Origin of the sequence: Vibrio celticus, assembly GCF_024347335.1 — a bacterium.
In the GTDB taxonomy this organism is placed as follows: Bacteria; Pseudomonadota; Gammaproteobacteria; order Enterobacterales; family Vibrionaceae; genus Vibrio; species Vibrio celticus.
Genome location: NZ_AP025464.1, coordinates 459576 through 485350, shown reverse-complemented (window position 1 = coordinate 485350; position 25775 = coordinate 459576). Strand labels below are relative to the sequence as shown.

General features: G+C 42.9%; 16 protein-coding genes and 2 pseudogenes. 9 read left to right on the top strand and 9 right to left on the bottom strand.

The window, feature by feature from the left end:
* Window positions 1-195: 195 nt before the first annotated feature.
* Window positions 196-1794, bottom strand: a complete 1599-nt coding sequence (locus tag OCV19_RS18175; RefSeq protein WP_065675345.1) for a bifunctional aspartate transaminase/aspartate 4-decarboxylase — start codon at window positions 1792-1794, stop codon at window positions 196-198.
* Between the two features lie 162 nt (window positions 1795-1956).
* Window positions 1957-3672 carry an aspartate-alanine antiporter gene (gene aspT / locus OCV19_RS18170; protein ID WP_065675346.1) on the bottom strand — a complete coding sequence of 572 codons (1716 nt, stop codon included), beginning with the start codon at window positions 3670-3672 and terminating at the stop codon, window positions 1957-1959.
* Between the two features lie 471 nt (window positions 3673-4143).
* Here aspT and OCV19_RS18165 point away from each other — a divergent pair, with 471 nt between their 5' ends.
* From OCV19_RS18165 to OCV19_RS18140, 7 genes and pseudogenes are all read left to right on the top strand, one after another.
* Window positions 4144-4356, top strand: a complete 213-nt coding sequence (locus OCV19_RS18165; RefSeq protein WP_065675347.1) for a DUF1656 domain-containing protein — start codon at window positions 4144-4146, stop codon at window positions 4354-4356.
* 10 nt (window positions 4357-4366) lie between these two features.
* Window positions 4367-5227: an HlyD family secretion protein gene (locus OCV19_RS18160; RefSeq protein ID WP_065675348.1), complete on the top strand. Its 861-nt coding sequence runs from the start codon at window positions 4367-4369 to the stop codon at window positions 5225-5227.
* A gap of 13 nt (window positions 5228-5240) precedes the next feature.
* Window positions 5241-5940 (top strand): annotated as a pseudogene (locus OCV19_RS25035) (FUSC family protein); the annotation flags it as partial.
* 122 nt (window positions 5941-6062) lie between these two features.
* Window positions 6063-6596 (top strand): annotated as a pseudogene (locus OCV19_RS25030) (FUSC family protein); the annotation flags it as partial.
* Window positions 6597-6922: 326 nt separating this feature from the next.
* On the top strand, window positions 6923-8584 hold the full coding sequence (locus tag OCV19_RS18150; protein WP_065675350.1) for a hypothetical protein: 1662 nt from the start codon (window positions 6923-6925) through the stop codon (window positions 8582-8584).
* A gap of 213 nt (window positions 8585-8797) precedes the next feature.
* Window positions 8798-10915 (top strand): carboxylesterase family protein, encoded by a 2118-nt coding sequence (locus tag OCV19_RS18145; RefSeq protein ID WP_065675351.1) that lies wholly within the window; start codon window positions 8798-8800, stop codon window positions 10913-10915.
* An 84-nt stretch (window positions 10916-10999) separates the two neighbouring features.
* A complete protein-coding gene (locus OCV19_RS18140; protein ID WP_065675352.1) occupies window positions 11000-12457 on the top strand; it encodes a phospholipase D family protein in 1458 nt (485 codons plus the stop codon).
* A 299-nt stretch (window positions 12458-12756) separates the two neighbouring features.
* Here the strand turns inward: OCV19_RS18140 and OCV19_RS18135 are convergent, their stop codons facing one another.
* The 5 genes from OCV19_RS18135 to OCV19_RS18115 all read right to left on the bottom strand — a co-directional run bounded on the left by OCV19_RS18135 (window position 12757) and on the right by OCV19_RS18115 (window position 20117).
* Entirely contained in the window at window positions 12757-14475 is a 1719-nt protein-coding gene (locus OCV19_RS18135) for an autotransporter assembly complex protein TamA (RefSeq protein WP_065675400.1), read from the bottom strand.
* A 232-nt stretch (window positions 14476-14707) separates the two neighbouring features.
* Window positions 14708-15997 carry a DEAD/DEAH box helicase gene (locus OCV19_RS18130; RefSeq protein ID WP_065675353.1) on the bottom strand — a complete coding sequence of 430 codons (1290 nt, stop codon included), beginning with the start codon at window positions 15995-15997 and terminating at the stop codon, window positions 14708-14710.
* A 314-nt stretch (window positions 15998-16311) separates the two neighbouring features.
* Window positions 16312-16500, bottom strand: a complete 189-nt coding sequence (locus OCV19_RS18125) for a hypothetical protein (RefSeq protein ID WP_017059812.1) — start codon at window positions 16498-16500, stop codon at window positions 16312-16314.
* A gap of 313 nt (window positions 16501-16813) precedes the next feature.
* On the bottom strand, window positions 16814-17815 hold the full coding sequence (locus tag OCV19_RS18120; protein ID WP_065675354.1) for a TerC/Alx family metal homeostasis membrane protein: 1002 nt from the start codon (window positions 17813-17815) through the stop codon (window positions 16814-16816).
* Between the two features lie 562 nt (window positions 17816-18377).
* Window positions 18378-20117 carry a bifunctional metallophosphatase/5'-nucleotidase gene (locus OCV19_RS18115; RefSeq protein ID WP_065675355.1) on the bottom strand — a complete coding sequence of 580 codons (1740 nt, stop codon included), beginning with the start codon at window positions 20115-20117 and terminating at the stop codon, window positions 18378-18380.
* A gap of 238 nt (window positions 20118-20355) precedes the next feature.
* On the opposite strand from OCV19_RS18115, the gene OCV19_RS18110 reads away from it, so the two are divergent.
* Entirely contained in the window at window positions 20356-22110 is a 1755-nt protein-coding gene (locus tag OCV19_RS18110; RefSeq protein WP_065675356.1) for an ATP-dependent endonuclease, read from the top strand.
* A gap of 171 nt (window positions 22111-22281) precedes the next feature.
* On the opposite strand, the gene OCV19_RS18105 is transcribed toward OCV19_RS18110, so the two are convergent.
* Together OCV19_RS18105 and OCV19_RS18100 are read right to left on the bottom strand one after the other, a co-directional pair.
* Window positions 22282-22776, bottom strand: coding sequence for a DUF1097 domain-containing protein (locus OCV19_RS18105; protein WP_017059817.1), 495 nt, complete (start codon window positions 22774-22776; stop codon window positions 22282-22284).
* Window positions 22777-22981: 205 nt separating this feature from the next.
* A complete protein-coding gene (locus OCV19_RS18100) occupies window positions 22982-23887 on the bottom strand; it encodes a LysR substrate-binding domain-containing protein (RefSeq protein ID WP_010429535.1) in 906 nt (301 codons plus the stop codon).
* A gap of 273 nt (window positions 23888-24160) precedes the next feature.
* Here OCV19_RS18100 and focA point away from each other — a divergent pair, with 273 nt between their 5' ends.
* The gene (focA, locus tag OCV19_RS18095; protein ID WP_017064629.1) at window positions 24161-25612 is read left to right on the top strand and encodes a formate transporter FocA; all 1452 of its coding nucleotides are present in this window, start codon (window positions 24161-24163) and stop codon (window positions 25610-25612) included.
* The last annotated feature ends 163 nt before the right edge of the window (window positions 25613-25775 follow it).

Sequence of the window (25775 nt, the reverse complement as noted above, 5' to 3'; positions counted from 1 at the left end):
TTGAGTTTGAAATAGATTTGATTACTTGGATAAGACGACTAAATAAACACAATGGAACATCAAGGTAAGCAGTTTTTCGATCTAACCACTGTGCTTATTTGGTCGGAATAGCCTCGACATCGCCGAGGCTTATTCTTAATGAGTTGGACGTCATCGGCTTTAAATCATGTATTTGATTCTAAGCCAGACTTGAACTTATGCGTCTTGAAACTCAGCGAAGTGCTCGTCCAATACCTTGCGAGTTGCGCGGCCAATCAGTTCGTACTCATGGTGAGTCAGGTTAGCCAGAGATACGCGAACCGACGCATGTACAGTATCGAAGCCATTTCCTGGTAGTAAAATAACACCAGTTTCGTGAGCTAGACGGAATAAGAAATCTTTACCTTTACCGCTTGCTTTGAACCATTCAACGAACTCTTGACCGTATAATTTGCCACCTAGAGTGTCTAGCTCTAGTAGTGTGTAGTAGTCCACACGATCTTTGTTCTCTTCAACTTCTAGCCCCATGTTGGTGTATAGAGTTATGTAGCGCTCACGAATGATGCGTTTGCATGCTGCTTTGTAGCTACCTTCAGAATCCATTAGGCAAGTTAGAGCAAACATCGCCATTTGCACTTGTTGCGGTAGAGATAGACCGGCAGTGTGATTCAAGGCTACGCTACGGCTATCCGCAACGATGCGGTCGATGAACTTAATGTCACGTGGCTCTGGAGTCAGTGTTTTGTAACGGTCATCAAGTTGACACTGTTTTTCTTCGCTGAAAGAACTTAGTGCGTCATCAAATACGTTTTTGTGTTGGATACCAATAGTACCTAAACGCCAGCCTGTTGCGCCAAAGTACTTAGAGAACGAGTATACACAAAGTGTGTTGTACGGTAGTTTTGCAAATAGAGAAACGAAGTCATCGGCAAATGTACCGTATACGTCATCAGTGATGATGAATAGGTCACTGCGTTGCTCATTCACAAAGTTTGTTAGGTTCTCTAGAGTCTCGTCAGAGAATTTCACTGATGCTGGATTAGCAGGGTTAACAACGCAAAGTAGTTTGATGTCTGTATCTGCCAGTTTCTCGATTTCAGACATTGGTAGCTGCCAAGTGGTCTCATCAAGACGCAGTTCAACGATCTCTAGTTCGTACTCAGAAAGCTCTGGGATTTCTAGGTAAGGGGTAAAGATTGGCGTAATTAGCGCCACTTTATCGCCTTTTTTCAATAGACCATTGTTGAACATCGTTTGGAATGTGTAGGTCATTGATGCCGTACCACCTTCCGTTGCAAACAAGTCAAAGTCCGTGGTCATTGGAACTAGGCCATACATCTCTTCTGCAATGTACTGCTTCACCACTTTCTCAATGTTAGTCAACATACGTGGTGGTACTGGGTAGTTACACGCTAGGTAAGCAAGAACGAGTTCGTTTAGGAACGCTTGTTTTTGGATGCCTAGACGATCTTTTGCGTAGCTTAGTGCGCGCTCGATGAACTGAACACCTTTGTCGTTTGAGTATTCTTTAGTAAACGTATCGAAACGCTCAACGATACCCACGCCATCAGGGATACCACCGAAATCACCACCGAGGTAAGCGTAGTTACGTTCCGCTTCCATTACTGCAAATTCACCCAAACGAATAAATGCTTTACGTGGCAATGTTGCTAAGAAGTTTGGATTACCACGACCTGCGTCTAGTAAAGCACGGTCTGGCACTGCTTGAGCAACTTCAATTAATTTGTCTTTTAATTCAAATGGGCTTAAATCAGCGAATTTTGAAAAGTCGATATTTGTATTTTGTGTAGTCATAATATTTACCTAATAATTTAATTTTGAAAACTTTAACAATAAATTAGTGTGTTTACTTAAGTGTGATTATTCAGTCCTACCCAATGTCGTTATTGGTTAGGACTTTTAATAAATTGAAATCTTTCTTGTCGCTATGAAACTTGTAATGAATTGGTCGTTTAATTACATACCAGCATTAACAGTAATGATTCCGACGATAATTGGGCCCCATAGAGTCAGTAACACGTTGGCTACGGCGTAAGTTACAGTGAAAGAGAATACTGGCGTTGCATTGCCTGTTTTTTCCATCAATGCAGCGAACGCTGGGTTTGCGCTTCGACCACCGGTTACACAACCTAAAGCTTCTACTGGGTTCTTGATCTTCAATACAAAGTACGAGAAGAAGAACGAAATAATCTGTGGAATGATGGTGACCGCCATACCCAAAAACAGAAGTGACATACCGTGTTCTTTAATAGTGTCAACTGCTTGGGGCCCAGCCTCTAGGCCAACAATGCCAACAAACGCTGCTAAACCAAAATCACGAATGAAGTTTGCTGCACCCGCTGGGAACTGAGCCACATGTGGGTTTCGGCTACGCAACCAACCAACAAGCAAGCCTGAGATCAAACAACCTGCACCAGAACCAATCGTTACGGGAATACCTGCAATCTTAAAGCTGATTAAGCCGATAAGTAGACCCAGTACCATACCGAAACCCAGTACGATGAAATCAGTCATGGTTGCTGAACCCATGCGCTTACCGATGTGTTTTTCAACTCGGTTGATGTCTTGAGCGGTACCTGTTAATTGAATAACGTCGTTTTTCTGAACAATAAGATCATCAGTAATCGCGACTGAAGCACCTTCGCGGATGTAATCTGTCACATACACGCCACGGAATGAACGTTCGTTCGAGCTGTCTTTGATTTCTCTTAAAGAACGACCAATAAGCTTGCGGTTATCAGCAATAAGTTGACGATTTTCTTCAATAACTTCATAGCTTTCCGGTAAGGCTACTTCATTGCTTTCAGCCTTACTCTGTAGCTCATGAACCGCATTTCTACGGCCAGTAACCACAACAAGATCGCCCGCTTTAAGTGCTGTGAACTTGTCTGCATTCAGCTCTTTTCCGTCGCGCTCAATAAGTTCGATACACGCAGCAAGTGATGATTGATTCAATTGCGCTAGTGTTTTTCCAACCAGTTTGTCGTCGTTAGTTACTTTAAAAGCACGTGTGACTAGAGCGGTGACTGCGTTAAATTCGCCATCTGCTAAATCGCGTTTACCGTTGGAGTTTTTTTCCTCTATTGCGATAGCTTCCGATCGGATATCCCACTTCATCAGTGTTGGGAATACCCAAGTCACCATCAAGATTGGACCTAATGAGCCAAAGATATATGTTACAGCGTAACCTACAGCAACATTAGTTTGCATCAGGTGTTTGGCTTCTTCAGACACACCACCCAAACGTGCGATCGCATCGCCTGCAGTACCAATGATCGCAGACTGAGTTAAACCACCAGCCGCTAGGCCCGCAGCAGTACCTCTGTCTAGGTCAAATAACCAAGCAGCAGCAAGTACACACAATAAGCCTGAAACCGTCATAACCACCGCAGACAACAGTATGTTGATGGTTCTAAAGTTAAGCGCTTTAAAGAATTGTGCGCCGCCTTGATAACCAACAGCATAAATAAAGAGCGCAAAGAAAATACTTTTTACGCCGGGATCAATCTGAACACCAAATTGCCCAATAATTACGCCCATTAATAGTGTTCCGGCTACTCCGCCTAAAACAAATCGGCCGATGGTAATTTTACCAACCATATAACCCAATGAGAGTGTAATAAATAGTGCGACAAATGGTGCCATGTCAAATAGATTAGAAATAATGTCCATGACAAATTTACTCTTGTTACTAAATATAAGGATTAAATAACCTAACGAATAACTTAATAATGATATTTGTTGGATTATTCAAAATAAATAAAGCGTCTCGTTGCTTCGAACCAAATATTAAGAACAAAAGGTTTTATTATGTAATCCCATTTGATGGATCAAATCATCACTTTGACTATTTTGAGAGGTCTTAATGTGCAATTTACCTCTAAAGTGATTGTTTTTATTGGATTTAGTTCACGGTAGTAAATCGAGATTATTTTCGAAATAAATTTCGATTAATGTTTTTACACCCAAAGCCTAAACCTATCTTTCCTTGTTCTACTGGCTTCCGGCACTAAACAGAGGCGTGCTTATTATAGTCACCGAGTAAAGTTGGATTTTTGATGGATACGGTCCTCCATAAGCGATTATCACAATAAATATAACTCCGCTATCGTTACATTCATCAAACGAATAGAGGGCAAAACCATGAATACGATGCCGCATGAACTTGTATGGGGAGAGGTTTACTTTCCACCGCTGTTACTGGTTGTCGCATTGGCTTATGTGTTGACGATATTGACCGGCTCAATCACAACCAGATTAGGACTTCATAAATATGTCGCACTTCCTGCATTAGTTGAGTTAAGCCTAATCGTCATTTTTACTGGCATCATCGGCCAATTCATTACCATTTTTTGAGGCAATTCCTGTGATAAAACGTTATCTCATTACACTCCTATTATTCTCAGCCGCTGGCTCTGTCATTTATGGATATTACCAATCTTATTCAAGCAACCCTTGGACTAGAGACGGCCAGGTGAGTGCTTATATTGTCTCTATAACACCACGTGTCACAGGCCAAGTAACGAAAGTCCATGTTAATGATAACTCTCAAGTGGCCAAAGGCGATATTCTGTTCGAAATCGACCCAAGCCTTTACGAAGCTACCTATCACAAGGCCTTAGCTTCTCAAAAACAAGCATTAGCATTACTTGCAAAAGCAAAGAATGAAGAGCAACGCGCACTGAACTTAGAAAAAAGAACGCCAGGTGCTATTCCAGTTTTAACGCTAAACAACCTCAGTAATGCGGTTGAGACTTCGTCTGCGAACGTTCAACTGGCTAAAGCAAACGTCGAAGAAGCACAACTTAACCTTGAGTATACAAAGGTGTATGCGCCAACTAATGGTTATATTACTAATCTAAGCCTACGTGAAGGCTCACAAGTAGTCGCAAACACGCCCGTTGTCGCGTTAATTGATGAGGATAGTTTTTGGATTGAAGGTTATTTCAAAGAGACAGACTTAGTCGGAGTCGACGTTCAAGACACTGCCTATGTGACACTGATGATGCATAACAATGTTCAACTAAGAGGACATATCAAAAGTATTGGTTTTGGTATCGCCAAGCAAGATGGGAGCACAGGTAATGACTTATTGCCAAATGTGAATCCAAACTTCCAATGGATACGCCTAGCTCAACGCATTCCTATCAAAGTGACGTTAGACGAAAGACCAGAAGATTTACAACTGCGCGTTGGCATGACTGCCTCGATTAAAATAATCAAATAGTTAGGTGATATTTATGCTCACTGCATCGACTAAAGAAGCGATCAAAGCGGCGCTTTCTATCGTTATTTCTATATGCCTGGCCTTATGGTTCGGATGGGAGAAGCCATATTGGGCAGCGATTGCGGTTGCAGTGATGGCATTGAATGAGAGTTTTGCTCATGCGATAAACAAAGGTCATAACCGATTAATGGGAACCTTGTTAGGGACCGGTTATGCCTTTTTCCTCATTGCGATGTTTTCACAAGATCGATTTTTGTTTCTAACATTTTTTACCGTGTTCTTAGGCACTTGTATTTTCATGTCTAGTGATGAGAAGTATGGTTATGTGTTTTCAATTGGTTTCGCGGTCTGTTCGATTATTTCTTGTATGGGTGGGTTTGATAGCCAAGTGACCTTCCATTTTGCCGTACTACGCATACAAGAAACCGTACTTGGCATCGCGACCTTTTCTGTCGTCTATCGTTTAATTTGGCCGGTTAACACTGAACAACAGTTCTTAGACCGCTTCGATAATAGTAGAGCGGTACTCATCCGTGCTATGAAAGAAACAGGTACCATTAATGTCGAAGACTTAGAAAGTAATACTGCCAACATAGACAAACTTTTTCAGTTGGCTGAACTTCCTTTGACGGGGAGCTATCACCTGAAAGAAAACATCCAACATTGGCGACTTCGTATTAATGAGATGGCTCACCTGCAAGACAAACTGTTACAGCATGCATCAGGCGAAAATCAAGATACAACAAATTGGTCTACAGTCCTTGTAAGCATCGAGAGCTTTAGCGTATCTACACCAAGCGACTCTTTAATCGGGGACGATCTTTTAGGCATGGAATTGAACAAAGAGGTGTCTTGGCACCATGGACACCGTACATTTGTTCAACATTTGAATGAAGATGCGCGCAAGGTACTTCAGGGTGTGTTGATGTTTGTCACCTCTTTACTGATTTGGATTTATCTACCCGTACCTGGTGGGTTTATTTTCCCTATGATTGCGGGCGTATTTTCTTCTATGGTGCCAACGATGCCACCGAGCATAATCAAAGATGCTTTTTTTGGTGTATTAGGTACAGGCACTGTCATTTTATTGCAGTACATTTTTGTTATGCCCTTGATGACAGAACTATGGGAGCTCGCCCTATTTTATTTCGTCAATACTGTCGTGATTTGGAAAGTATTCAACACACCAAAACTCATGGTACATCGAATATTAGGGATTAACTTGCTGGTTGTTCTCACGTCAGGTGCACTCAACCTCACACCGGTTTATAGAATTGAAACGCCACTTTTGATGCTCGTAAACATAATGATTATTCTGATGATAGCGAAGTTGTTTACTGATCTATTTAGAGTGAAGGTCACTGCTTAGAACTAAATACACTCAACAATTCAAAACAAAACGGTCTGCCAAGTATTTTTACTTCGCAGACCTTTTTTATATCCATTTAAAGATAGATAAATCATATAGTTAACTATAAATTTCACTAAGTGAGGATATCATCCATCAAACGCGATTAACGACTTTTCCCCTCTCATTTTAGAATCCTCTCATTGATTGAAGCGATGCATACCCAAGAGAAGTATTCACCAATTTAATTCTCTCGGATAAATACATTACAAACTGCACACGAAGTTCAGTACAACATTGTCTGTTTGAGTCTCGAAGGTTTGAGACTACTCAGCGTGGAAACCGTCATGAGTTTTTTTGAATTAAGCAAAAGCGCCTGTAAGAACTATCCTCTTTCTGTCCTAGCGAGCGCTCTATTAGTTACAACCCCTTTTTACGCTTCAGCGACAGAAGAAGCCACAACTTACAGTCAATCTATGGAACAAGGCCGTGCCCTATTCGACAAATATGGGATTAGTCGTGATTTACCAAAGCTTGCAATCAGCTCTCTTGTTCAAGGCGAACATTTGGTTGAGCACGCGCAGCGTACGATTAAGGTAGGCGACGACATTCGCGAGTCATCGGTTTATCTGATCAAAAATACGGACAACAAAGGCAACATTGATCTGCGCATCAAATACAACCCGCAAGAGCTGGATGAAAACGAAAAACTGATCGATGAAATTGAAGAGTTTACGCGCACTGAGTATCGTCTAAGAAATTATGCAGAAAGCTTCGATCCATCGTCAGTGAAAGTCAATGAAAAAGACAACGGCGACGTGACCATTAGCTTCAACTATTCGAAATACGGCTTACCACAAGACATCGCCTATTTCCGTTTCTTGAATGTTGATATTGAACTTGTAGGCGGCACACCAAAACGCATGGTAATCACCAACGACAAGCCATTTAATCTTGGTAAGTCCAAAGTCGATACCTATTACCAAGTGATTGATTTCCAAACGTTAGACTCTGGTAAAGTCGTGATTGAACGTAAGACAACTAACATTGAGGGTACGTCTAAAAAGAAACCGATGACCATGAGCACTGTAACTGAACCAGTCGCAATTTATGAAGACGACAACGGCGTTAATGTCCTGCATGAAGAGCGTCTAGAAGAAGTTTCAGATCCTCGTATGCAAGAAGCGAGTGTTAAGTTAGATCGAGTATTCCCTTTAATGGGTGACATGGTGCGTCGTCAAGGTATCGATTTGCCATTACCATTTGGTGTTTCAGTTGCTTATCGCAATCAAGACATGAACCTTCCTATGACCGATTACGTGATTGGCGGTGTGCGCTTGAATGACCTGTTCGACCCTGAAGATAGCGTTGCTACGGTTAAAGCAGAAAGTCTTTCAATACGTGGTGATGTGAATATTCTTCCGTTCTGGAATGTATTCGGGTATGTAGGAAAGGTAAACGTTGACGCGAATGTTGATGCCTCTTACACCGGCGCTGCGGGAGAATATCTACAAGATAAACTCAATAACAAATTACCTGGTCTAGGTGACAAACTGTGCGAGGGCGTATCAGCACTGTGTAACAGTGGGCGTTTAAATGTACCACTGCATCTCGAATATGACTTACGCGGTGCGGGTACAACATTATCTGTTGGTTATAAAGAGTTCTTTGCATCACTGACCGGCACCTATTCACAAACGCGTCTGAAAGGGATGGATGATTGGGGCGACGGCATTGTCACGGTTCAGCCAATGTTGGGCTATCAATTGGTTGATTATCGAGCTCAATTCTTCGTTGGTGCTGAATACCAAGGTTTAGATTCACGTATGCAAGGTACTGTAAAGACAGACGATATTGAGTTTGATTACGACGTTGGTGTCGACATTAACCAGTGGGCATTCTTAACCGGATTCAATAAGCAGATTGGCAAGCACTACAACATGACCCTGTTGTACAACAAAGGTGAAACTCGCTCTGCTGTGACATTGAACCTTGGCTACCGATTCTAACGGTCAAACCATCGCTCTATTTTGAATATAGATTCGTTAGAGCAATATTTTCATACGAGCCTCTGAAGCTCAGTTGTCCAGCAAGATGACAACTCAAATATATGCCATGTCGATGCTCCATAGATGGAGCGCAATACCCAATGGAACTGCAGGATTGTCGATACAAGTGCGTTTGATCGTAACTATACCGAATATTATTGTGGAAAATTAAATATGAATATTGCATACCGCTCACTTATCGCATTGTCTATTGCTACTGCCCTAATAGGCTGTGGCGACGATAGCCAACCAACGGTTCCTTTCCCTGATAAACCTGAACCTTTAATTCCAGCACCTGTAGAAACCTTTACCACTCAAATCGGCGATGTGATGGTTACTGCGACCAAAGAAGAGCTGGTGATTACATCTAATACCGAAGACGACAAACTGGCTTCCGTTGAGTCTTTTAAAGGCATTAAGTTTGCCGAAGCAGAGCGTTTTGAGCATAGTAATTCTGTCGACTTAACTGAGCTGATGAATTCAGAAGGCATTGTTAAAGCAACGTCTTTTGGTGATGCTTGTCCTCAATTGAAGACCGTTTCACAGATACAATCTGAAGACTGTTTGAACCTTAACATTTGGCGTCCAGTAGGCGTAGATGCTGACGCAGAACTACCGGTTTATGTATTCATTCACGGTGGTGACTTTGAATATGGATCTGGTTCTGAAGTACTTGTGCAAGGTGATACCGTGGTTGCTCAAGGAAGCGACGATGGTAAGCCTTTCATCTATGTAAGCTTTAACTACCGTCTTGGTCAGTTAGGTACTCAATGGGTTAAAGGCGCGAACAAAGATGGCAACTATGGCCTAGGTGACCAGAAGCGTGCCTTGGAGTGGGTACATAACAATATCGCTGACTTCGGTGGTAACGCTCAAAAAGTAACCGTTATGGGTCAAGGCTCAGGTGCTATGTCTATTGGTTTCTTGCAGCAAGATCATGATATCGCAGGTCAATATTTCCAACGTGCAATCATGCAGAGCAACCCGTATGGTTTTGAGTATCCTAGCTATGACGTTGCTAAGAGCCGCAACAATAACTTTGATGCAGACACTTCGGTCGACGAGATCATGGCATCGCAAGAGACAGCTTTGAATGGTATTGAACAGCTAAAAAATTGGTTGTTAGGTTCTTTGCAAATCCCAATTCTGAGCCCAACTGCAGATGAGACTCCAATGTCAAACCTGATGCCTTTTGCTCCATACATATTGTGTGAAAAAACGAGTTTCCTTGGTAGCTGTAGCGAATCAGCAGAATCACCAATGCAAGCAGGCTTCTCAGTACCAATTGTCCTAGGTGAAAATGCACATGAAGCGAACAGCTTTGGCATGCTCTTTACCACTACGTTCTTAATTCCGACTGTCATCGAGTTATTAACAGATGATGAACCTGAACTGCTTACTAATGAAGATCCAGCAAAGCTAGTTCTAGCTATGGTTAACTGGTTAGAAGATGAAAACAACATCGTTCTTCTGCAGCAAAAACTATCTGAGCAAGCAAGTGATGAAGCTTCAGCAGACCTTGCATTGCCAAGCAGTGCTTACAGCGCAGTAACGGGTTTATTTTATGGTGCCAAGCTAGAAGGTGATCTACTTGAAATGACTGGATGCATTGATACCAGCGACATTACGGGTACCGTAGGTTGCTTGGTCGACATTGTTGAGATCACTAGCCACCAGCAAACCCAAGATATTCTGGCTCTAACGGATTTCTACCCTAACTCAGAAGCCGGCATAGGTGGTGCTCTTGACAACATGAAGCAATTTAAAACCCTGCTAAATGACACCTTGTTCAATGGCCCAGCTCGTTATATGGCAGCAAACAGCGAAGTAGAAGCAACGCTATACCACTTTGAGCACAAACCAAGCTTTAACATGTGGAACTTTAAAACAGGTCTAAATGAAGAAACGGGCGAATACGACCAACTGTCAATCATTGATCTATTCAAAACGATTGGTTGCATCAGCGGTGCATGTAACGGTTCAGAGCTGCCATTTATGTTCAACAAAGCTGTACGTTTTGATGGAAGCGAAGTAAATCCATCAAGCAAAGAAAAAGCACTAATGAATGAAATGTCACGTCTTTGGTTTAGCGATGAATTATTCCAGAGCTACCAGTACAGCGATGCTGCCGACAATGTGCTTGTAATTGATGGTGCAGGATTCAGCGACAACAGTACAACCTTCGACTGGGATTATGTCACAAACCCAGGTGTTGATCCAAAGCTTCGTGAAGGTCGCTTAACGGGTCTAGCAGAGCAAGGTCTTATGCCTTGGGACTGGTACCTAAACTAATCATATTCAACACCCCTCCTACTTTCACGGCCAGTTCGCTGGCCGTTTTTATATCTAAATTTTATGTTTAAACGCAGGTTAGTTATGACACTTAGCAAACTAAAAACAGCATGCACAATAATGTTGATTGCTTTGATCACAGGATGTGCCCAACCTTACCCCAATGTTGAACCCGACTTCGAAGCTAACTGGCAAAGCACAGAACATCAAGCCGAAGTCTATTTGATCCCGAGTGCGCCTGAAGCCTTTGCGCGCCGCATTGATCTGGTTCGCCAAGCAAAACACTCGATTGATATGACTTACTTCTCTTGGGAAAACGACACTCTAGGTCTGATGCTGTTAAACGAGCTAAAACACGCCGCAGATCGCGATGTGGCTGTTCGCCTAACACTGGACGACTTACTGGTATTCAATGACAAATGGTTGGCCGAGCTAGACTCGCACCCAAACATTGAAATCCGTTTGTTCAACCCTTTTGAGTCACGCAAAGCTGGCTGGATAGGACGTGCGTTTAATTTCTCGACCCACCAAAAACAGTTAGATAACCGACTGCATGAGAAATACTTTAACGTTGATCACCAATCGATGATCCTCGGTGGGCGCAACATCGGTGATGACTACTTTGGTTACAGTGAAAGTGCCAACTTCTTTGATATGGATGTGCTGTTTAAAGGCGAGGTGATTGCTGCATTCGACCAAAATTACCAAGCGTTGTGGAACAGTGAGCATGTAGTGCCCATTCAAGAGCGCATTAAAATCAAAGAAACAGATCAATTTCAAGCGTTCACTAAAGCGTTGAACAAAGGCGAGAAGAATACCGCGTTGATCACGTCTGAAATCGAAAGGCAGATAGAGAACTTAAACCAACCGAGTTTCATTGCGGCCTCTGTCACGCCGGTATTTGACTCACTGGAGAAACTCAATGACAACAAGCCCTACTTTCGCCAACGTATCGAACACTTGATGAAACAGAAGGTGCCGTCACCATCACAAGCGGTGATTTCAACCCCATACGTGGTACCAAGTGACCAGCAGTTTGAGTTTATTGATGCATTGACCGAGCAACAAGCTCAAGTGACGTTGATCACCAATTCTTCGGCGTCGAATGACTCAGGTTTTATCCCGGCTTACTATGAGAAACATCGTCAAACGTTACTCGATAAAAACGTCAACCTATTGGAATACAAGAGCCAAGCCATTAATGATGATCACTACTTCCATGTTGATACCTACTATCACAACAAAACGGTGATTCTCGATCAACGTGTCACGTATATAGGATCATCGAACTTCGATCCAAGATCGGACTTTTTGAATGTCGAGTTGGGGGTACTGATCGACAGCGAAGCGTTTGCCCAGCAAGTGATTCACTATTTAACGCGTCAGAAAGAGGAGTTATTCTGGACTGTATCACGAGAGCAATCAGGAGAAACGACGTGGGCTTCAGGAGAAAAGAAACATGCTAAGAACCCTAACTACAGTTCATGGAACAAGCTACCGGATTGGTTGTTTCGACAAATGAATGGCGAGTTTGAACTTTAACCCAATGGCTGAATGCTTGTCTTAGCTAGAGCAAAACTACGTAAACTTGATCTGATCCATAAAACAAAGAAACCGCGTCACATACGCGGTTTCTTTGTCATGAAGAAAAACGAATCTTACATCCTTGGTGTAATGGATCTATTGTCCACGTTATTGACCATTCTAACGTAGTTTAATAGGTCCGTATCGTAAGTATGCCCACATCCCCCTGCCGTGATAAATACCGACTTTCATCTCTGGATTCGACTCTTTAATTGGCTTGAATACCCATTAGCGAGAGCTCAAACAAAGTACGAGCATCAGAATTGAGTGCCCAAGGAAAAATGAATACGAAATTCATCGCCTTCAGGCGCATCTAAGCCGTAAGCAAAATCGAGCTTAACTGGCATTAACTGTGAGTTCCAAATCAAACTCACGCCCGTCCCACGCTTCCAATCCGGTTGTTGATCAAATGCATCACCCACATCAAGAAAGGCGCCCAACCAAATTGAACGATAAACTTGATGTTGATATTCGAGCCCAGCAGTTAACATGTAACGTGCCCCCGTTAATTCACCATTCTCGTCTCTAGGGGAGATAGATTCGTAACCATAACCTCGTAGGTTTCCATCGCCACCCGCAAAATAACGTAGTGACGACGGCACATCAGATAATGATTTGGCAATGTTGATGCCTACGTTTGAGCGGAAATGGAGCTTCTGCCTGTCACTAATATCCCACGAAAGGACACTGTTTCCTTCCAACCGCAACAGCCTTGAATCAGAGAACAGACTAGGGTCAGAATACTCAACAGAATAGATGTGTCGATGATTGAGCTCCAACTGATCATTTTTACGGTCAACCTGAGAAAAACTGATGCCAGGTAACAGCAATTGCGATTGGTCTTCTTCAGAGGCCTGACGGTATTGTTCGTGCAAGTATTTGACATAAATGGTGCTTTGCCAATCACTGTCTAACTGCCAATAGCGCTCGAATTTAAGATCGTTTGTGAAGCTATTGGTGTCTCGATGATCAATTCGTTTCGATTCAAACTGAATACCAAAGTAATCCGTTGTGACTTTCTCTGTGGGGATTTTGTACCCCAACTGAAGTGATTGCTCCTGTTCAGACAAATATGTCTGTGTTTCAAAGCTGTGACCTCTCCGGTTATACCAAGGCTTTGACCAACTGAGAGAGGCTCGTAAACCGAGATCAGTAGAATAGCCGCCACCGACCTGCACGATATTACGAGAACTTGGCTCGGCAATGATTTCAATTGGAACTTCTAGGTTGTCATCAAGTTTGTCAAAGTCACCATGTACGATGACACTTCGAAACCATTGAGTGTCAGACAAATCAGATTGCAGTTCACCTAACTTGATGGTGTCAAAGTCATCACCTTTTTTAAAGGTGGGTATTTTCTCGATACGAGTAGGGTCAACCCCATCATCAGGAATACTTATAGAACCGAACTTGTAGCGTGGACCACTTGCAAAATACAAGTGTATATTCGCGATGTTCTCGCTAGGAATAACCTCAATCTTTGACTCGATAAACCTGCCGTCAAAATAACCTTTCCGCTTTGCTAAAGAGAAAATCGCACGCTTAGTTTGGTCGTATTCTTGGTGAGACAAAGTTAGACCTGATCCTAACTTGCTTTGATTGAGTATGTTGATGAACTCTGCATCTAGGCTAGCTTCACCTGTAATTTTTACTATCGATTCTGCGATGCGCATGACAGGACCAGAATCGACGTTAATGATCACTTTATCAGAATCATTGATGTCGATATCGAGCTGTGGGTGATAATAACCATAAGGGTTGAGTGCATCTTGAATACGTTTAGATAGCTTCGTTTTTGATAGCTGTGATGCAGGAACATCGGCTAAAGGTTCTAAATATAATTCTACATTTTCGGTGAGAGTTTTATTAACCCCTTTAACCTCAAATTCAGCAGCACTAGAAGAGTGTTGGGTAAACAGGAAAAATGAAGTGGCCAGCACTAATTGTTTAATCGAGGTCTTCACGCGGTTACCCAATAGCTCAAAACCCGAACAGGTTATGATCAAAGCGTCAAATCGCTGAATCTCTTATGGAGGACGCTATCCTTCGAACGGCTTATCGGGTTGTTTAACACCTTAACAGTCGTTTATTAACGACTCAAATCCCCCTTATTGCAGACACAAAAAAGGCGCAATTAAGCGCCTTTTGAATGTCTATTACTTATTGATTTATATGGCTTGCTGACTCATATAGTTTACTGACTCAAGATCAGTTGTTGTTTAGCCACACATCTTGGTTTTGTGGAGCTTTCTTCTTCTTTTTCTTCTTGCCAGTACCAGCAGGTGGCGCAACAGGTTTTAGTGCAGCGATAAGTTCAGCTGTCGCTTCTTCATCCACTTCAAAGCCTTCAATTTGCTCACGCTCAAGACGAATCTTGTTCTTCTTCTCGATGATTTTGAAGTGGTGGTAATCTTCGTGATCGATCAAAGATAACGCAAGACCAACCTCACCTGCACGACCACTTCGGCCGATACGATGCATGTAGTCTGATGGGCTACGCGGCAAGTCAAAGTTGATTACCACAGGAAGCTTTTCAATATCCAGACCACGTGCCGCGATGTCTGTTGCGATAAGAACGTCAATCTCGCCAGATTTGAAATCTTCTAGGATACGAGTACGTGAACCTTGCCCTTTATCACCATGGAATACTTCAGCGATGATGCCGCGCTTGTAAAGCTTGTCTGCTAGGTGCTCACAGCTGTTCTTCGCATTAACGAAGATCAGAGCTTGACGCCATTCGTGTTGTTGAATTAGGTGTGCGAGTAACGCTGTCTTGCGACCTTTTTCTACTTCAAATACACGTTGAACCAGTGTGCTCGCATTGGCACTTTGAAGTTGAACTTCAATTGGATCGCTTAGTAGTTCGTGAGTCAGCGTTTTAACTTGCTCAGGGAAAGTTGCAGAGAACAACAAGGTTTGTTTCTTGCTCGGCAAGAGCTTCAAGATTGCATCAAGTTCTTCGGTAAAACCTAGGCTTAGCATTCGGTCAGCTTCATCAAGCACTAACGTTTTTACTTTGTCTAGCTTGATAGCGTTGCTTGAAATAAGGTCAAGCAGACGACCCGGTGTTGCTACCAAGATATCAGTGCCGCCACGTAGCGCCTGCATCTGAGTGTTTACCGATACACCACCAAACACACAAACCGTTTTAATCGCGCCATTGAAATGCACAGCGTAAGATTTAACGCTGTCTGCTACTTGCTTAGCAAGTTCACGAGTAGGAACCAAGATAAGGCCAGAAACAAAGTTACCTTTGCCTGAACGACGGTCTAGAGGTGCATCTTCATGAATCTTTTGTAACAGTGGAAGTGCAAATGCTGCGGTTTTACCTGAACCGGTATTTGCGCCTGCAATTAAATCGCGTCCTGCTAACACACTTGGAATAACTTGCGCTTGGATAGGCGTTGGCTGTTGGTATTCAAGCTCAGATAAACGAGCCATCAAAGGAGAGATTAAGCCAAGATCAGAGAAGTTGGTTGGTGTAGTGGTGTTAGTCATTAATTGCAGGAACTCAAAGCTAAAATAATAGCGCGCTATATTAACGTATTTCAGCTGTATTACGTAACTAATTTGCCCTCTTTCCCAAGCTTTAAGCGATTAAACCTTTCTAAAGAAGCTCAAGATATGAAGTAACCGATGTCAAGTGAGTTGTGAACACGGTATCAGCTTCACGTTGATGTCGCTTGCCTCTTTTGAGAACCAATTTTGTATACGTTCACTCAAATTCAGGTTCCCTTCTTTCAGATACAAAAACGCCAGCTTTAGAAGCTGGCGTTTTCTTAAAATTCTATATTTACATGTCAACGCTGCGATTAACGGTTAATACCGATATCGCGTTGCATGTGACCAGATAGGTCGCTTGCGTAGTAACTACGTGGAGAGTTGTCTACGAAAAGAATATCGAAAATGTGTGCAATCAATCCTTTGAAGTTAACCGAGTAGGTCTTCTTATCCATAGAGTTAGGAACAGCGATAGTATTCATTTGTACTGCTTGAGCCATGATTGCCTCTCTATAAATTTATTAATGTGTTTCGTTCTGATGACAAGAATAATAGGTGATCTTTTGTAGGTTAAAAAATGACTAAAATTAGATTTTGGAATTAGTTTTTCTAATAAAACAAACCATTAACAACACCACAAAATAGATATGCATACTATGTGAGTATAAATTCAACATAGTGTTTAAATCATGCATTTAGTACAAATACTCCGCAAACAACAGTGGCCAATGTCACAGAAAATTTACATAAATAAATTTACCACTTCATCAGCCACGTGTTCATTATCGACTTTTCGATAAGTTATATTTGTTTTTAATTTACTTGTTCAATACCTGGCTTCTTCGCATAAACCGACGCTATAACCGCAATCGTCATAGTCGAAATCAGCACAGCAAGCGACCAATAAGTTGGGATAGCCCACTCACTGTCAACCAATAGCATTTTCACACCGATGAACACCATGATGAATGCCAGTGCCGGTTTCAAGTAGATGAACTTGTCCATCATACCTTGCAGTACAAAATACAACGAACGAAGGCCAAGTAACGCAAATACGTTTGCCGCTAATACCAAGAACGGTTCTTGTGTTACCGCAAAGATCGCAGGGATAGAGTCCAATGCAAACATCACGTCCATCACTGCGATCGCACCGATAACCAACATCATTGGCGTGAATGCCCATTTAGCCCCCTGTTTAACCAATAATGCAGTGCCATGAAAATCCTCGGTTACCGGCATCACTTTACGAAGTAGCTTTTCAGGCAAAGTATTCACACTCTCCTCTTCGCCCTTGTCTAATGCCAGCTTAATACCCGTACCAATCAAGAACGCAGCGAACACGTAAAGTACCCAGTGGTATTCTGCCAATAGCTGTGCGCCTAGTGCGATCATAATTGCACGAAGCACCAATGCACCAATGACACCCCAGAGTAACGCACGAGGTCTTAGATGCTCAGGAACCTGGTATTGAGCAAAGATCATCGCAAAAACAAACAAGTTGTCTACGCTAAGGGATTTTTCTAACAAGTAACCCGTAATGAATGACACGGTTGCTTTTTGCGCTGTGTAGTCACTGTTCGGCGCATAAATGTCCCAAAACAGGTAAATAGAGCCAGCAAACAAAAACGCAAGTACAAACCAGAATACACTCCAGATTGCCGCTTTCTTGATAGTCACGTTACCGCCACGAGTCTGATAGATATCAATAGAGACGAGAATAACCGTCAGCAGGAAAAAGCCCGCATAAGTCGTCATGATTGGCGATGAAAAAAAGGATTCACTATTTGTAGATAATAGAGATTGAGTTGAGTTCATTATTCCTCCGGGCGGAAGAACTGTACAAAGACCTTCCGCAAACAAAGCATATCAAGCTCCATTACGGATCTTGACTGTGATTGCGTTGGTCTCGTTGAAGTGAAATATGGGATTTCACCTTTACATACCGGATAGACTCTTGGCCTAACGAGATGACGATATGTAAACTTGCGCTAACTACTCCCCAAACGCGTGGATAATAATCCTCTGATTGTGTTTCGTCTATATAAATTTGCACGGAAAAAGCAAAAAAGGAGCAATCTGCTCCTTTTTTATTTCTTCCACTTACGCTAGGTATAGCGTGTATTGATAATAAGAATACTGCGACTGTTAAAAAGCTCGTCTTATCCAGCACGCAGAACCATTACAAACCTGTAGTTGGCACCAAATACACTAACGCTGACCAAACTGATACCCAACCGACAACTGCTACCGCATCTAACCAATCTTTCTTATCCATGCATATCTCCACAAGAAGGCGACCTGCACAAATAAAGCATAAACAATGCCAATTTTATCAATAACCCAAACTAATAGTGTTAAATATCAGTATCACCTTTAGTTATCTAAAACACTCCATGCAATTCAACGGTTCATTGAGTTGAAGCGACTCTGGGTGGTCTTGCAGAAACTCGATGAAGCAGTCTGCCATAGAGTCAGTGGTGACCGTGCCATCACCAATCATATCCAACACAGCGTTATAGCCCTCTTTCCCTTTCATTGTGTAGGCTGACGACGCGCCACGGTATATACGGTGGCGAGAAACAGCTTGCCAACCTGAATCATCAGAGTGGATTTCTAGATGGTGAATCCTGTGTCCTAAAGGCGCTTCTTTGTGGTAACAAAACCTCAGCTTATGCGTATAAGGGAAGCTGCCTGAACCTGTGCCCACTACACCATTATCGATCGCGTTATTGATTGCACCTTCAAGCATGCCAGCGATCGTTTCACCTTTTACTTCATACACACCAATGGGTACGGCAAACGGTAGTAGTTTTCCGGCAATATCGGCAACAGAAACATCACCGCTATTCAGTGAATTTCTAACACCACCGGCGTTATGAATGGCAAAGTCAACCTGATGCCCTTTCTTGTTCATTAGATGGTGAAATGATTGAGCAACCAAGGGCGCGAGTTGACTCGGGCCTTTATCATCTGGAATACGTACATGGCGAAGTTTGGTATCTGCATGAGCAATCACTTGTTGCTGAAGCTTTCGAACTCGCGGCTGGTATTTGTCCGTCAGAATGCTCTGCAGCTCAGGATCTTTCTTACACACTGCGATATTGGGGTGATTATTCAAAAACTCACACGCCATATCGTGAGCATCGTCTTGTCCAACTTCGCTCAGTTTCGCATCTATAAAGAGTCGACGGCCTAATAACAGTTCGTTCTTACCATTGAAGTGCGTCACTTTACCTTGAGAATCGAACTCAATTTCGCAGTGTCCTAGGCTCATGGCGTGGAAACCCGCTTGCACAACATAGGTATCGCCAATTTTCACACCGTATTCATCATCTTTAACTAAGCCGATATCAGAGAAATCACCTTGTAAGCGATGACTATGACCACCAACGATGACGCCAATACCTGTTACGTTAGCTGCTAACTCTAAATCAGCTTCGTAACCAAGATGGCTAAGTAACACAATCTTGTTGATGCCTGCTTGATGAATTTGCTCAATGGTCGCTTTTGCCGTTTCCAAAGCATTTTCAAACGGTGTATCGATATCTGGGTTAGCGATGCCTGCCATCTTGTCGATGCTTAAGCCGAATATTGCGACCTTCTCGCCGTCAAATTCTTTCGTTATAAAAGAAGCACTTCGTGTTTCAGGCAGATAAGGCTTAACAATGTCGTTGTCCGCTAGCGTATGAGTTTTATTGATATCCTCATTCGATAGATTCCAGTTACCGGCCAACAGTGGGAATTTGATTCTTTTCGCGAAAATCGCAACGGGCTCATTACCCATGTCTAACTCGTGATTACCGAGCGTCATGGCATCTATATTAAGGGCATTCAACAAATCGGCGTTGGCTTTTCCTTTGAATAAAGAAAAGTACAAAGTGCCCTGGAAGCAGTCGCCAGCGTGCAGGAACACGGTTCCAACCGTCTGACGCTGGGCATCTTGTTCTATTTGTTTGAAGCGTGTTGAAATTCGAGCAAAGCCACCAGCACTGACATAAGGTTCAATGATGTGGTTGTTCATTTTAAGTGATAGCTGTAACGAGGTTGGTTCAAAGTATGAGTGGGTGTCGTTGATGTGTGCCAACACTATTTTTGCTGGCTTATTCTTTTTAGTCATATTTTCTTCTCTCTTTGTCCCTTCATACTAGGTCGAGAATCATGACAGAATCGTGAATTTTATGAAACTGCACTGCAAAAAAATACTCGAGATAGATCAAAAATCTCATTTTGCACCGTATTAATAAACAACGGGTTTTGTGACAGGTGAGCATACCAGATTTGGATTTTTCGATTATGATTAAAGATATCTGTTAGCTTTCAAATAATTAGCAGAGCCTTCCGTTAGGAGTAAGCCTATGCAACTAGAAAGAATCGAGATTTCTGGCTTTCGAGGTATCAAGCGCATGTCACTCGCGTTTGACGAGCTAACCACGCTTATTGGTGAAAATACTTGGGGTAAGTCTTCATTATTGGATGCCCTTTCCGTCGTTCTGCCCTCAGACGGTGTGCCATATCACTTTGAAATGACCGATTTTCATGTCGATTACTCAGTTTCACATCCACAGTCTCAACATCTTCAAATTGTTCTCGCCTTAAAAGCTAACGATAAGAGCGAACTTAACGCAGGTCGTTATCGCAAGCTCAAACCTATTTGGGTTCAAGACGAGTTTGGCGTATTTCGCATCTATTATCGCATCAGCGCGACGTTAGAACAGTATGAGACAACCACACACTATGCATTTCTTGGTTTGGACGGTAATCCGCTCAAGCTTCATCATTCAGAAAAGCTCGCTCAAGAATTAATGACCTTACATCCCGTGATACGTTTGCGTGATGCAAGGCACTTTGATCGTCCTTTCAACGGCAAGTCCCTTAACCACAATGCTCACCTTCCTAGCAATGGTCACGCTAATAATGCAAATTCAAACGGGAACGGGAACGGGAATCATCACGCAAGCAATGGCACAAATGGAAACGGCGCCAATAACGGGAATGGTCGACAAGCAAGAATAGAAAAACGAATCGACAACACCTGCCGTCGTCTAATGGCGATTCCTGGTCATGTGAATAAAGGTGAAATGCGCAGTAGCCTAGAGTCGATGCAAAGTTTGATTGAGCACTATTTTTCTTTCAAAAGTACTTCTCGTCGCAACCCTAGAAAACAGCGAGACGGATTACTTTATTCTGCTGGCGCCAATGATCAGAGCATTCATCAACTCGTCGAAGAGACCAAAAATAAACAAACCCGCTTATTATTCATGGGGTTACTTAACGCTTATCTACAAGCTAAAGGGCCAAACGACCTAAGACGATGTGCGCGCCCTCTTTTGATCCTTGAAGATCCAGAAGGTCGATTACACCCAACGCACTTGGCAAGGGCTTGGAGCTTAATGCAGAAATTGCCCATGCAGAAAATCCTCATCACCAACAGTGGCGACCTACTTGCAGCTGTTCCACTTCAATCTATTCGTCGCTTGGTTCGTCAGTCAGATAAAACCATCGCCAATCAACTCAACATGAACCATTTCAGTAAGGATGAACTTCGTCGAATTGGTTTTCATATCCGCTTCCACCGCTCTGGGGCACTATTTGCTCGCTGTTGGCTATTAGTAGAAGGTGAAACTGAGGTTTGGTTGTTCAATGAACTTGCCAACCAATGTGGCTATAACCTAGCAGCGGAAGGTGTGCAGATTATTGAGTTCGCCCAATCAGGACTTAAGGCGCTGATTAAGGTTGCACAAGAGTTTGGTATTGATTGGCATGTGGTGACTGACGGCGATGCCGCCGGTAAAAAGTATGCCGCGACAGTGTTATCGAAACTCGGTAATGATCAGGAAAGACACAGACTCACCGAACTGCCAGATAAAGATATCGAGCATTACCTTTATATGAATGGGTTTGAGAGCTTTTTCCGTGACATGGTTAAGATTCCATACGATCACCCTATCCCTCCGAAGAAAGTGGTTGCCAAGGTATTGAAGAAACATGCAAAACCCGACCTTGCACTCGCCATTGTTTCTCATTGTGAGAATCAAGGACAAGAATGCATTCCGCTTTTGTTAAGGTGGACATTAAAACGCGTGATCACCATGGCGAACGGAAATACCTAAGCATAATTTGTCTTATAGATACTATCAGTTGCTCTACTGATGAAATATTTAGCTAGTCGCCTCAACCAAAAAAGGCTCACCAAACGGTGTGCCTGTATAAATCGATATACAAATTAATTGGGGGTTATCTTGCAAGAGTTCACAGTGACTAGCTAAGGTTAGGTTAACGAATTAAGCCTTTGCCTGTTTAGCGTGTTGTTCAACAACTTCCGAAGATTGAGTCGATTTCTCGTGAAGCCATAACCCTGTTGCTTTCATCAAGTATCCAAATACACCACCAAGCAGTAAAGATGGTACTACAAGTTGCCAATCGCCACCTGCAGCAAACGTCGCACAGCAACCAATGAAGGTGCCTGGGATATAACCTAGCCACGCTTGTTTCGCTTGAATACACATAAAGAAAGCCACAATAGCAGTAATCATGTAGCCTAAAATCTCTAACCCTGCGAAGGTTGAGCTTTCGATAATCACCATTGCCCAGAATACGCCAGTCATGTTGGTCAATAAGCTACCTGCTAGTCCTTTAACACCGCCTGTTGGCGAAGCAAAGTAACTGGTGCAACCTAAGAAACCTGCCCATGACAACAAGCCAAAAGAGATAGCAATCCATCCCCATAGACCTGACAAAATACCTGTTGTTAATGAAATCGCGACTAATGTACTCATACTATTTCTAAAGCCTAATTACGTAATTGAACGCAACCGGATTTAGCCTCACTTAAAATCAAGTAAGCATACTATGGGAAGATAGCCCTTATTTAGCCGATCACGATCACATTAATAATGTATGCGAACATGCATTTATCACTAGATGGAGACCGAAATCGCTTATTCAACATATTTAGTTATTAGCATTGGTGTTGAATAGCGACTAAAGAACCGACCGTTTGCCTTTCATCATGCGCTTACCTTCACGCTTGATACATTCAGCAAGTGGGTTCTCTGCCATGTCAGCACGCCAAATAAAGGACAAGGTTCTTTCCATTTCAAGCTCAGGAACATTCAACGTCACCAGTTGACCTGACTCAACAAACTGTTCGACATCTAGATAAGGTAAACACGTTAAATATGGGCCGTTTGCAACCAAACTTCTTAAAACAGGAACGTGTTCATACTCTCGCCAAACATCGAGATCGCCAATTAAATGGTGAATAGAGCTATCAAAAACTTTGCGAGTACCCGAACCATGTTCGCGTAATACCCACTTTGCTTGTTCTAATTGCGCCAAGCTGACTCGTTCACGCTTCGCAAACGGGTGATGAGCCGATGCAACCACCGTTAAATGGTCGGTACACCACACTTCTTGGTGAACTCGGTTGTCATCACAACGACCTTCGATAACGCCTAAGTCATATTGATAATCTAATACACCATCAATGACTGCGTCGGTACTTTGCACGCCAAGCGAGATTCGCATCTCAGGAAAGTCGTTATCAATAATACTGATGAGATCCGGCACGAGGTGTTCCGCTGGAGTTTGGCTAGCACCTAATTTGAGTTCGCCACTCAACAAATGCTGCTCGTAAAAACCCATCTCAATTTGCTGCGCATCTTGCAGCAAACGCTTCGCTTTTGGCCTTAACCACATGCCCCAATGAGTCAGGGCCATTTGCTTGCCCTGCCTTTCAAACAAAGGCCTGCCGAGCATTTTTTCCAACTGTGCAAGAGACATACTTGTCGCCGACTGAGTCAACGCCAATTTGTCTGCTGCCTGACTAACGCTCCCGGAGTCTGCTACTGCATCAAATACCGCGAGTTGCTTTAATGAATAACGCAAAATTCATCCTTAATGCTTTTAATTATTTGTGTCCTGATGCTCGTTTTTTATAAAGCCAATGAGCAATCAATTTCATTCTACGCTTAACCCAATCTATATCAATAAATTTGATGTGGTTTCTAAAAATTATCAATTTTACCTCTACCCATCAACGCCCTAATCTGAAATGGCAGGACACAACGAGCCCTGCAAAACATTACTGATTAACCATTACGGATTAACCAAGTCATTAACACTAGGAATTACACATGACGGATTGTTCAAGGGGGGAATATGGCAACCAGCACTTCTGAAAATCATCAACTGTTCTCACCAACAGAAATGATGGCGGAAGCAGAGAAGTTTGCATTAAGTAAAGCAAATAAAACCAGCAGCATGACATTGAGTTTGGCAATCATGGCTGGCGCATTCATCGGGCTTGCTTTTTTGTTCTACATCACGGTAACCACGGGCAGCGCTGATGCTGGATGGGGATTGAGTCGCTTAGCCGGCGGTCTTGCATTCAGTATGGGTTTGATCTTGATTGTGATTTGCGGTGGTGAGCTATTTACCAGCTCAGTGTTATCCAGCATCTCATGGGCTAACAAGCAAATCACCTTCACTAAGATGCTGTCTATCTGGGGCAAAGTGTATGTCGGCAACTTTATCGGTGCCATGTTCCTATTGGCTTTGGTAAGCGCAGCAGGCTTATATCAACTGGATGGCGGCCAATGGGGCTTAAACGCTCTAAACATTGCTCAACACAAGCTGCACCACAGCCCAGTTCAAGCGTTTGCTTTGGGTGTGCTTTGTAACTTGTTGGTGTGTTTAGCGATTTGGTTAACGTTCAGCTCTGCTAACGCAATGACCAAAGCAATGATGACCGTGTTACCCGTTGCAATGTTCGTAAGCTCAGGCTTTGAACACTGTGTGGCGAATATGTTCATGGTTCCTCTAGGCATCACGATTCAAACATTCGCCCCGGAAAGCTTCTGGATGCAAATCGGTGCAACACCAGCGCAGTACGCAGACTTAAACGTCATGCAATTTGTCACAGCAAACTTAATACCAGTGACAATCGGCAACATCGTAGGTGGTTCAGTATTGGTCGGCTTAGCCAACTGGAGTATCTACCGTCGCCCACAACTTAAAGCAGCAAAAATTACCGCTATTACACAAACAACAGAAATTACGTCAGTTAAGGAAATTACTATGAACACAGCAACGACTATCAAGCAAATCATGAACACTCAACCAATTACACTGAGCGTAGAAATGCCAACGTCAGTCGCGATTGATACACTTTTAGACGCGCAACTTGTTAGCGCTCCTGTTTGCGATGTTGAAGGCCGTCTAGTGGGTATCTTCTCTGTTCATGACGTAATGGTTGACCTTTGGTGCCAAGATTACATCCCAACTAAAGGCCAAAAAGTCGTAGACCTTATGAGCCGTGACGTTGTGGCAATTGATGCAAACGACAAGCTAGTAGACGTTGCTGAGTTCCTATGCATCGACAAAGAGCAACTGTACCCGACGACAAGTATGGGCTTCGCAACTCGCCTGACTTCTCTTTCTCTAGAAGAGCGTGCAAAAGCGATGAAAGTTAGCCAACCACATATGCTTCCAGTGTTAGAAAATGGCGTAATGGTGGGTGTGTTGACTCGTATTGAAGTGATGCAAGCACTGCGCCCAATCTACGGTGACCGACTAAACGTGGTTCCACAAGCTGAACTAGAAACAGCTTAACTAGAAACAGCTTAACTAATCTAAAGCTGAACTATTAGGGATTAGTAGTTCAGCTAGATAAATCAGTCATGGCAACGTTGACTGGCTAGAAGTAAATGGAGGCTTAAAACGCAACTCAAGGTTTGACACAAAACAGATCTAAACGCGTGGCCATTTACCTCAA

Excerpts from the sequence above, each read along its gene's own strand:
- OCV19_RS18165 (WP_065675347.1), top strand. The coding sequence starts at position 4,144 with ATGAATACGATGCCGCATGAACTTGTATGGGGAGAGGTTTACTTTCCA.
- OCV19_RS18125 (WP_017059812.1), bottom strand. The coding sequence starts at position 16,500 with ATGGCTCAAGCAGTACAAATGAATACTATCGCTGTTCCTAACTCTATG.
- focA (WP_017064629.1), top strand. The coding sequence starts at position 24,161 with ATGGCAACCAGCACTTCTGAAAATCATCAACTGTTCTCACCAACAGAA.
- aspT (WP_065675346.1), bottom strand. The coding sequence starts at position 3,672 with ATGGACATTATTTCTAATCTATTTGACATGGCACCATTTGTCGCACTA.
- OCV19_RS18120 (WP_065675354.1), bottom strand. The coding sequence starts at position 17,815 with ATGAACTCAACTCAATCTCTATTATCTACAAATAGTGAATCCTTTTTT.
- OCV19_RS18130 (WP_065675353.1), bottom strand. The coding sequence starts at position 15,997 with ATGACTAACACCACTACACCAACCAACTTCTCTGATCTTGGCTTAATC.
- OCV19_RS18105 (WP_017059817.1), bottom strand. The coding sequence starts at position 22,776 with ATGAGTACATTAGTCGCGATTTCATTAACAACAGGTATTTTGTCAGGT.
- OCV19_RS18150 (WP_065675350.1), top strand. The coding sequence starts at position 6,923 with ATGAGTTTTTTTGAATTAAGCAAAAGCGCCTGTAAGAACTATCCTCTT.
- OCV19_RS18115 (WP_065675355.1), bottom strand. The coding sequence starts at position 20,117 with ATGACTAAAAAGAATAAGCCAGCAAAAATAGTGTTGGCACACATCAAC.
- OCV19_RS18145 (WP_065675351.1), top strand. The coding sequence starts at position 8,798 with ATGAATATTGCATACCGCTCACTTATCGCATTGTCTATTGCTACTGCC.
- OCV19_RS18110 (WP_065675356.1), top strand. The coding sequence starts at position 20,356 with ATGCAACTAGAAAGAATCGAGATTTCTGGCTTTCGAGGTATCAAGCGC.
- OCV19_RS18175 (WP_065675345.1), bottom strand. The coding sequence starts at position 1,794 with ATGACTACACAAAATACAAATATCGACTTTTCAAAATTCGCTGATTTA.
- OCV19_RS18140 (WP_065675352.1), top strand. The coding sequence starts at position 11,000 with ATGACACTTAGCAAACTAAAAACAGCATGCACAATAATGTTGATTGCT.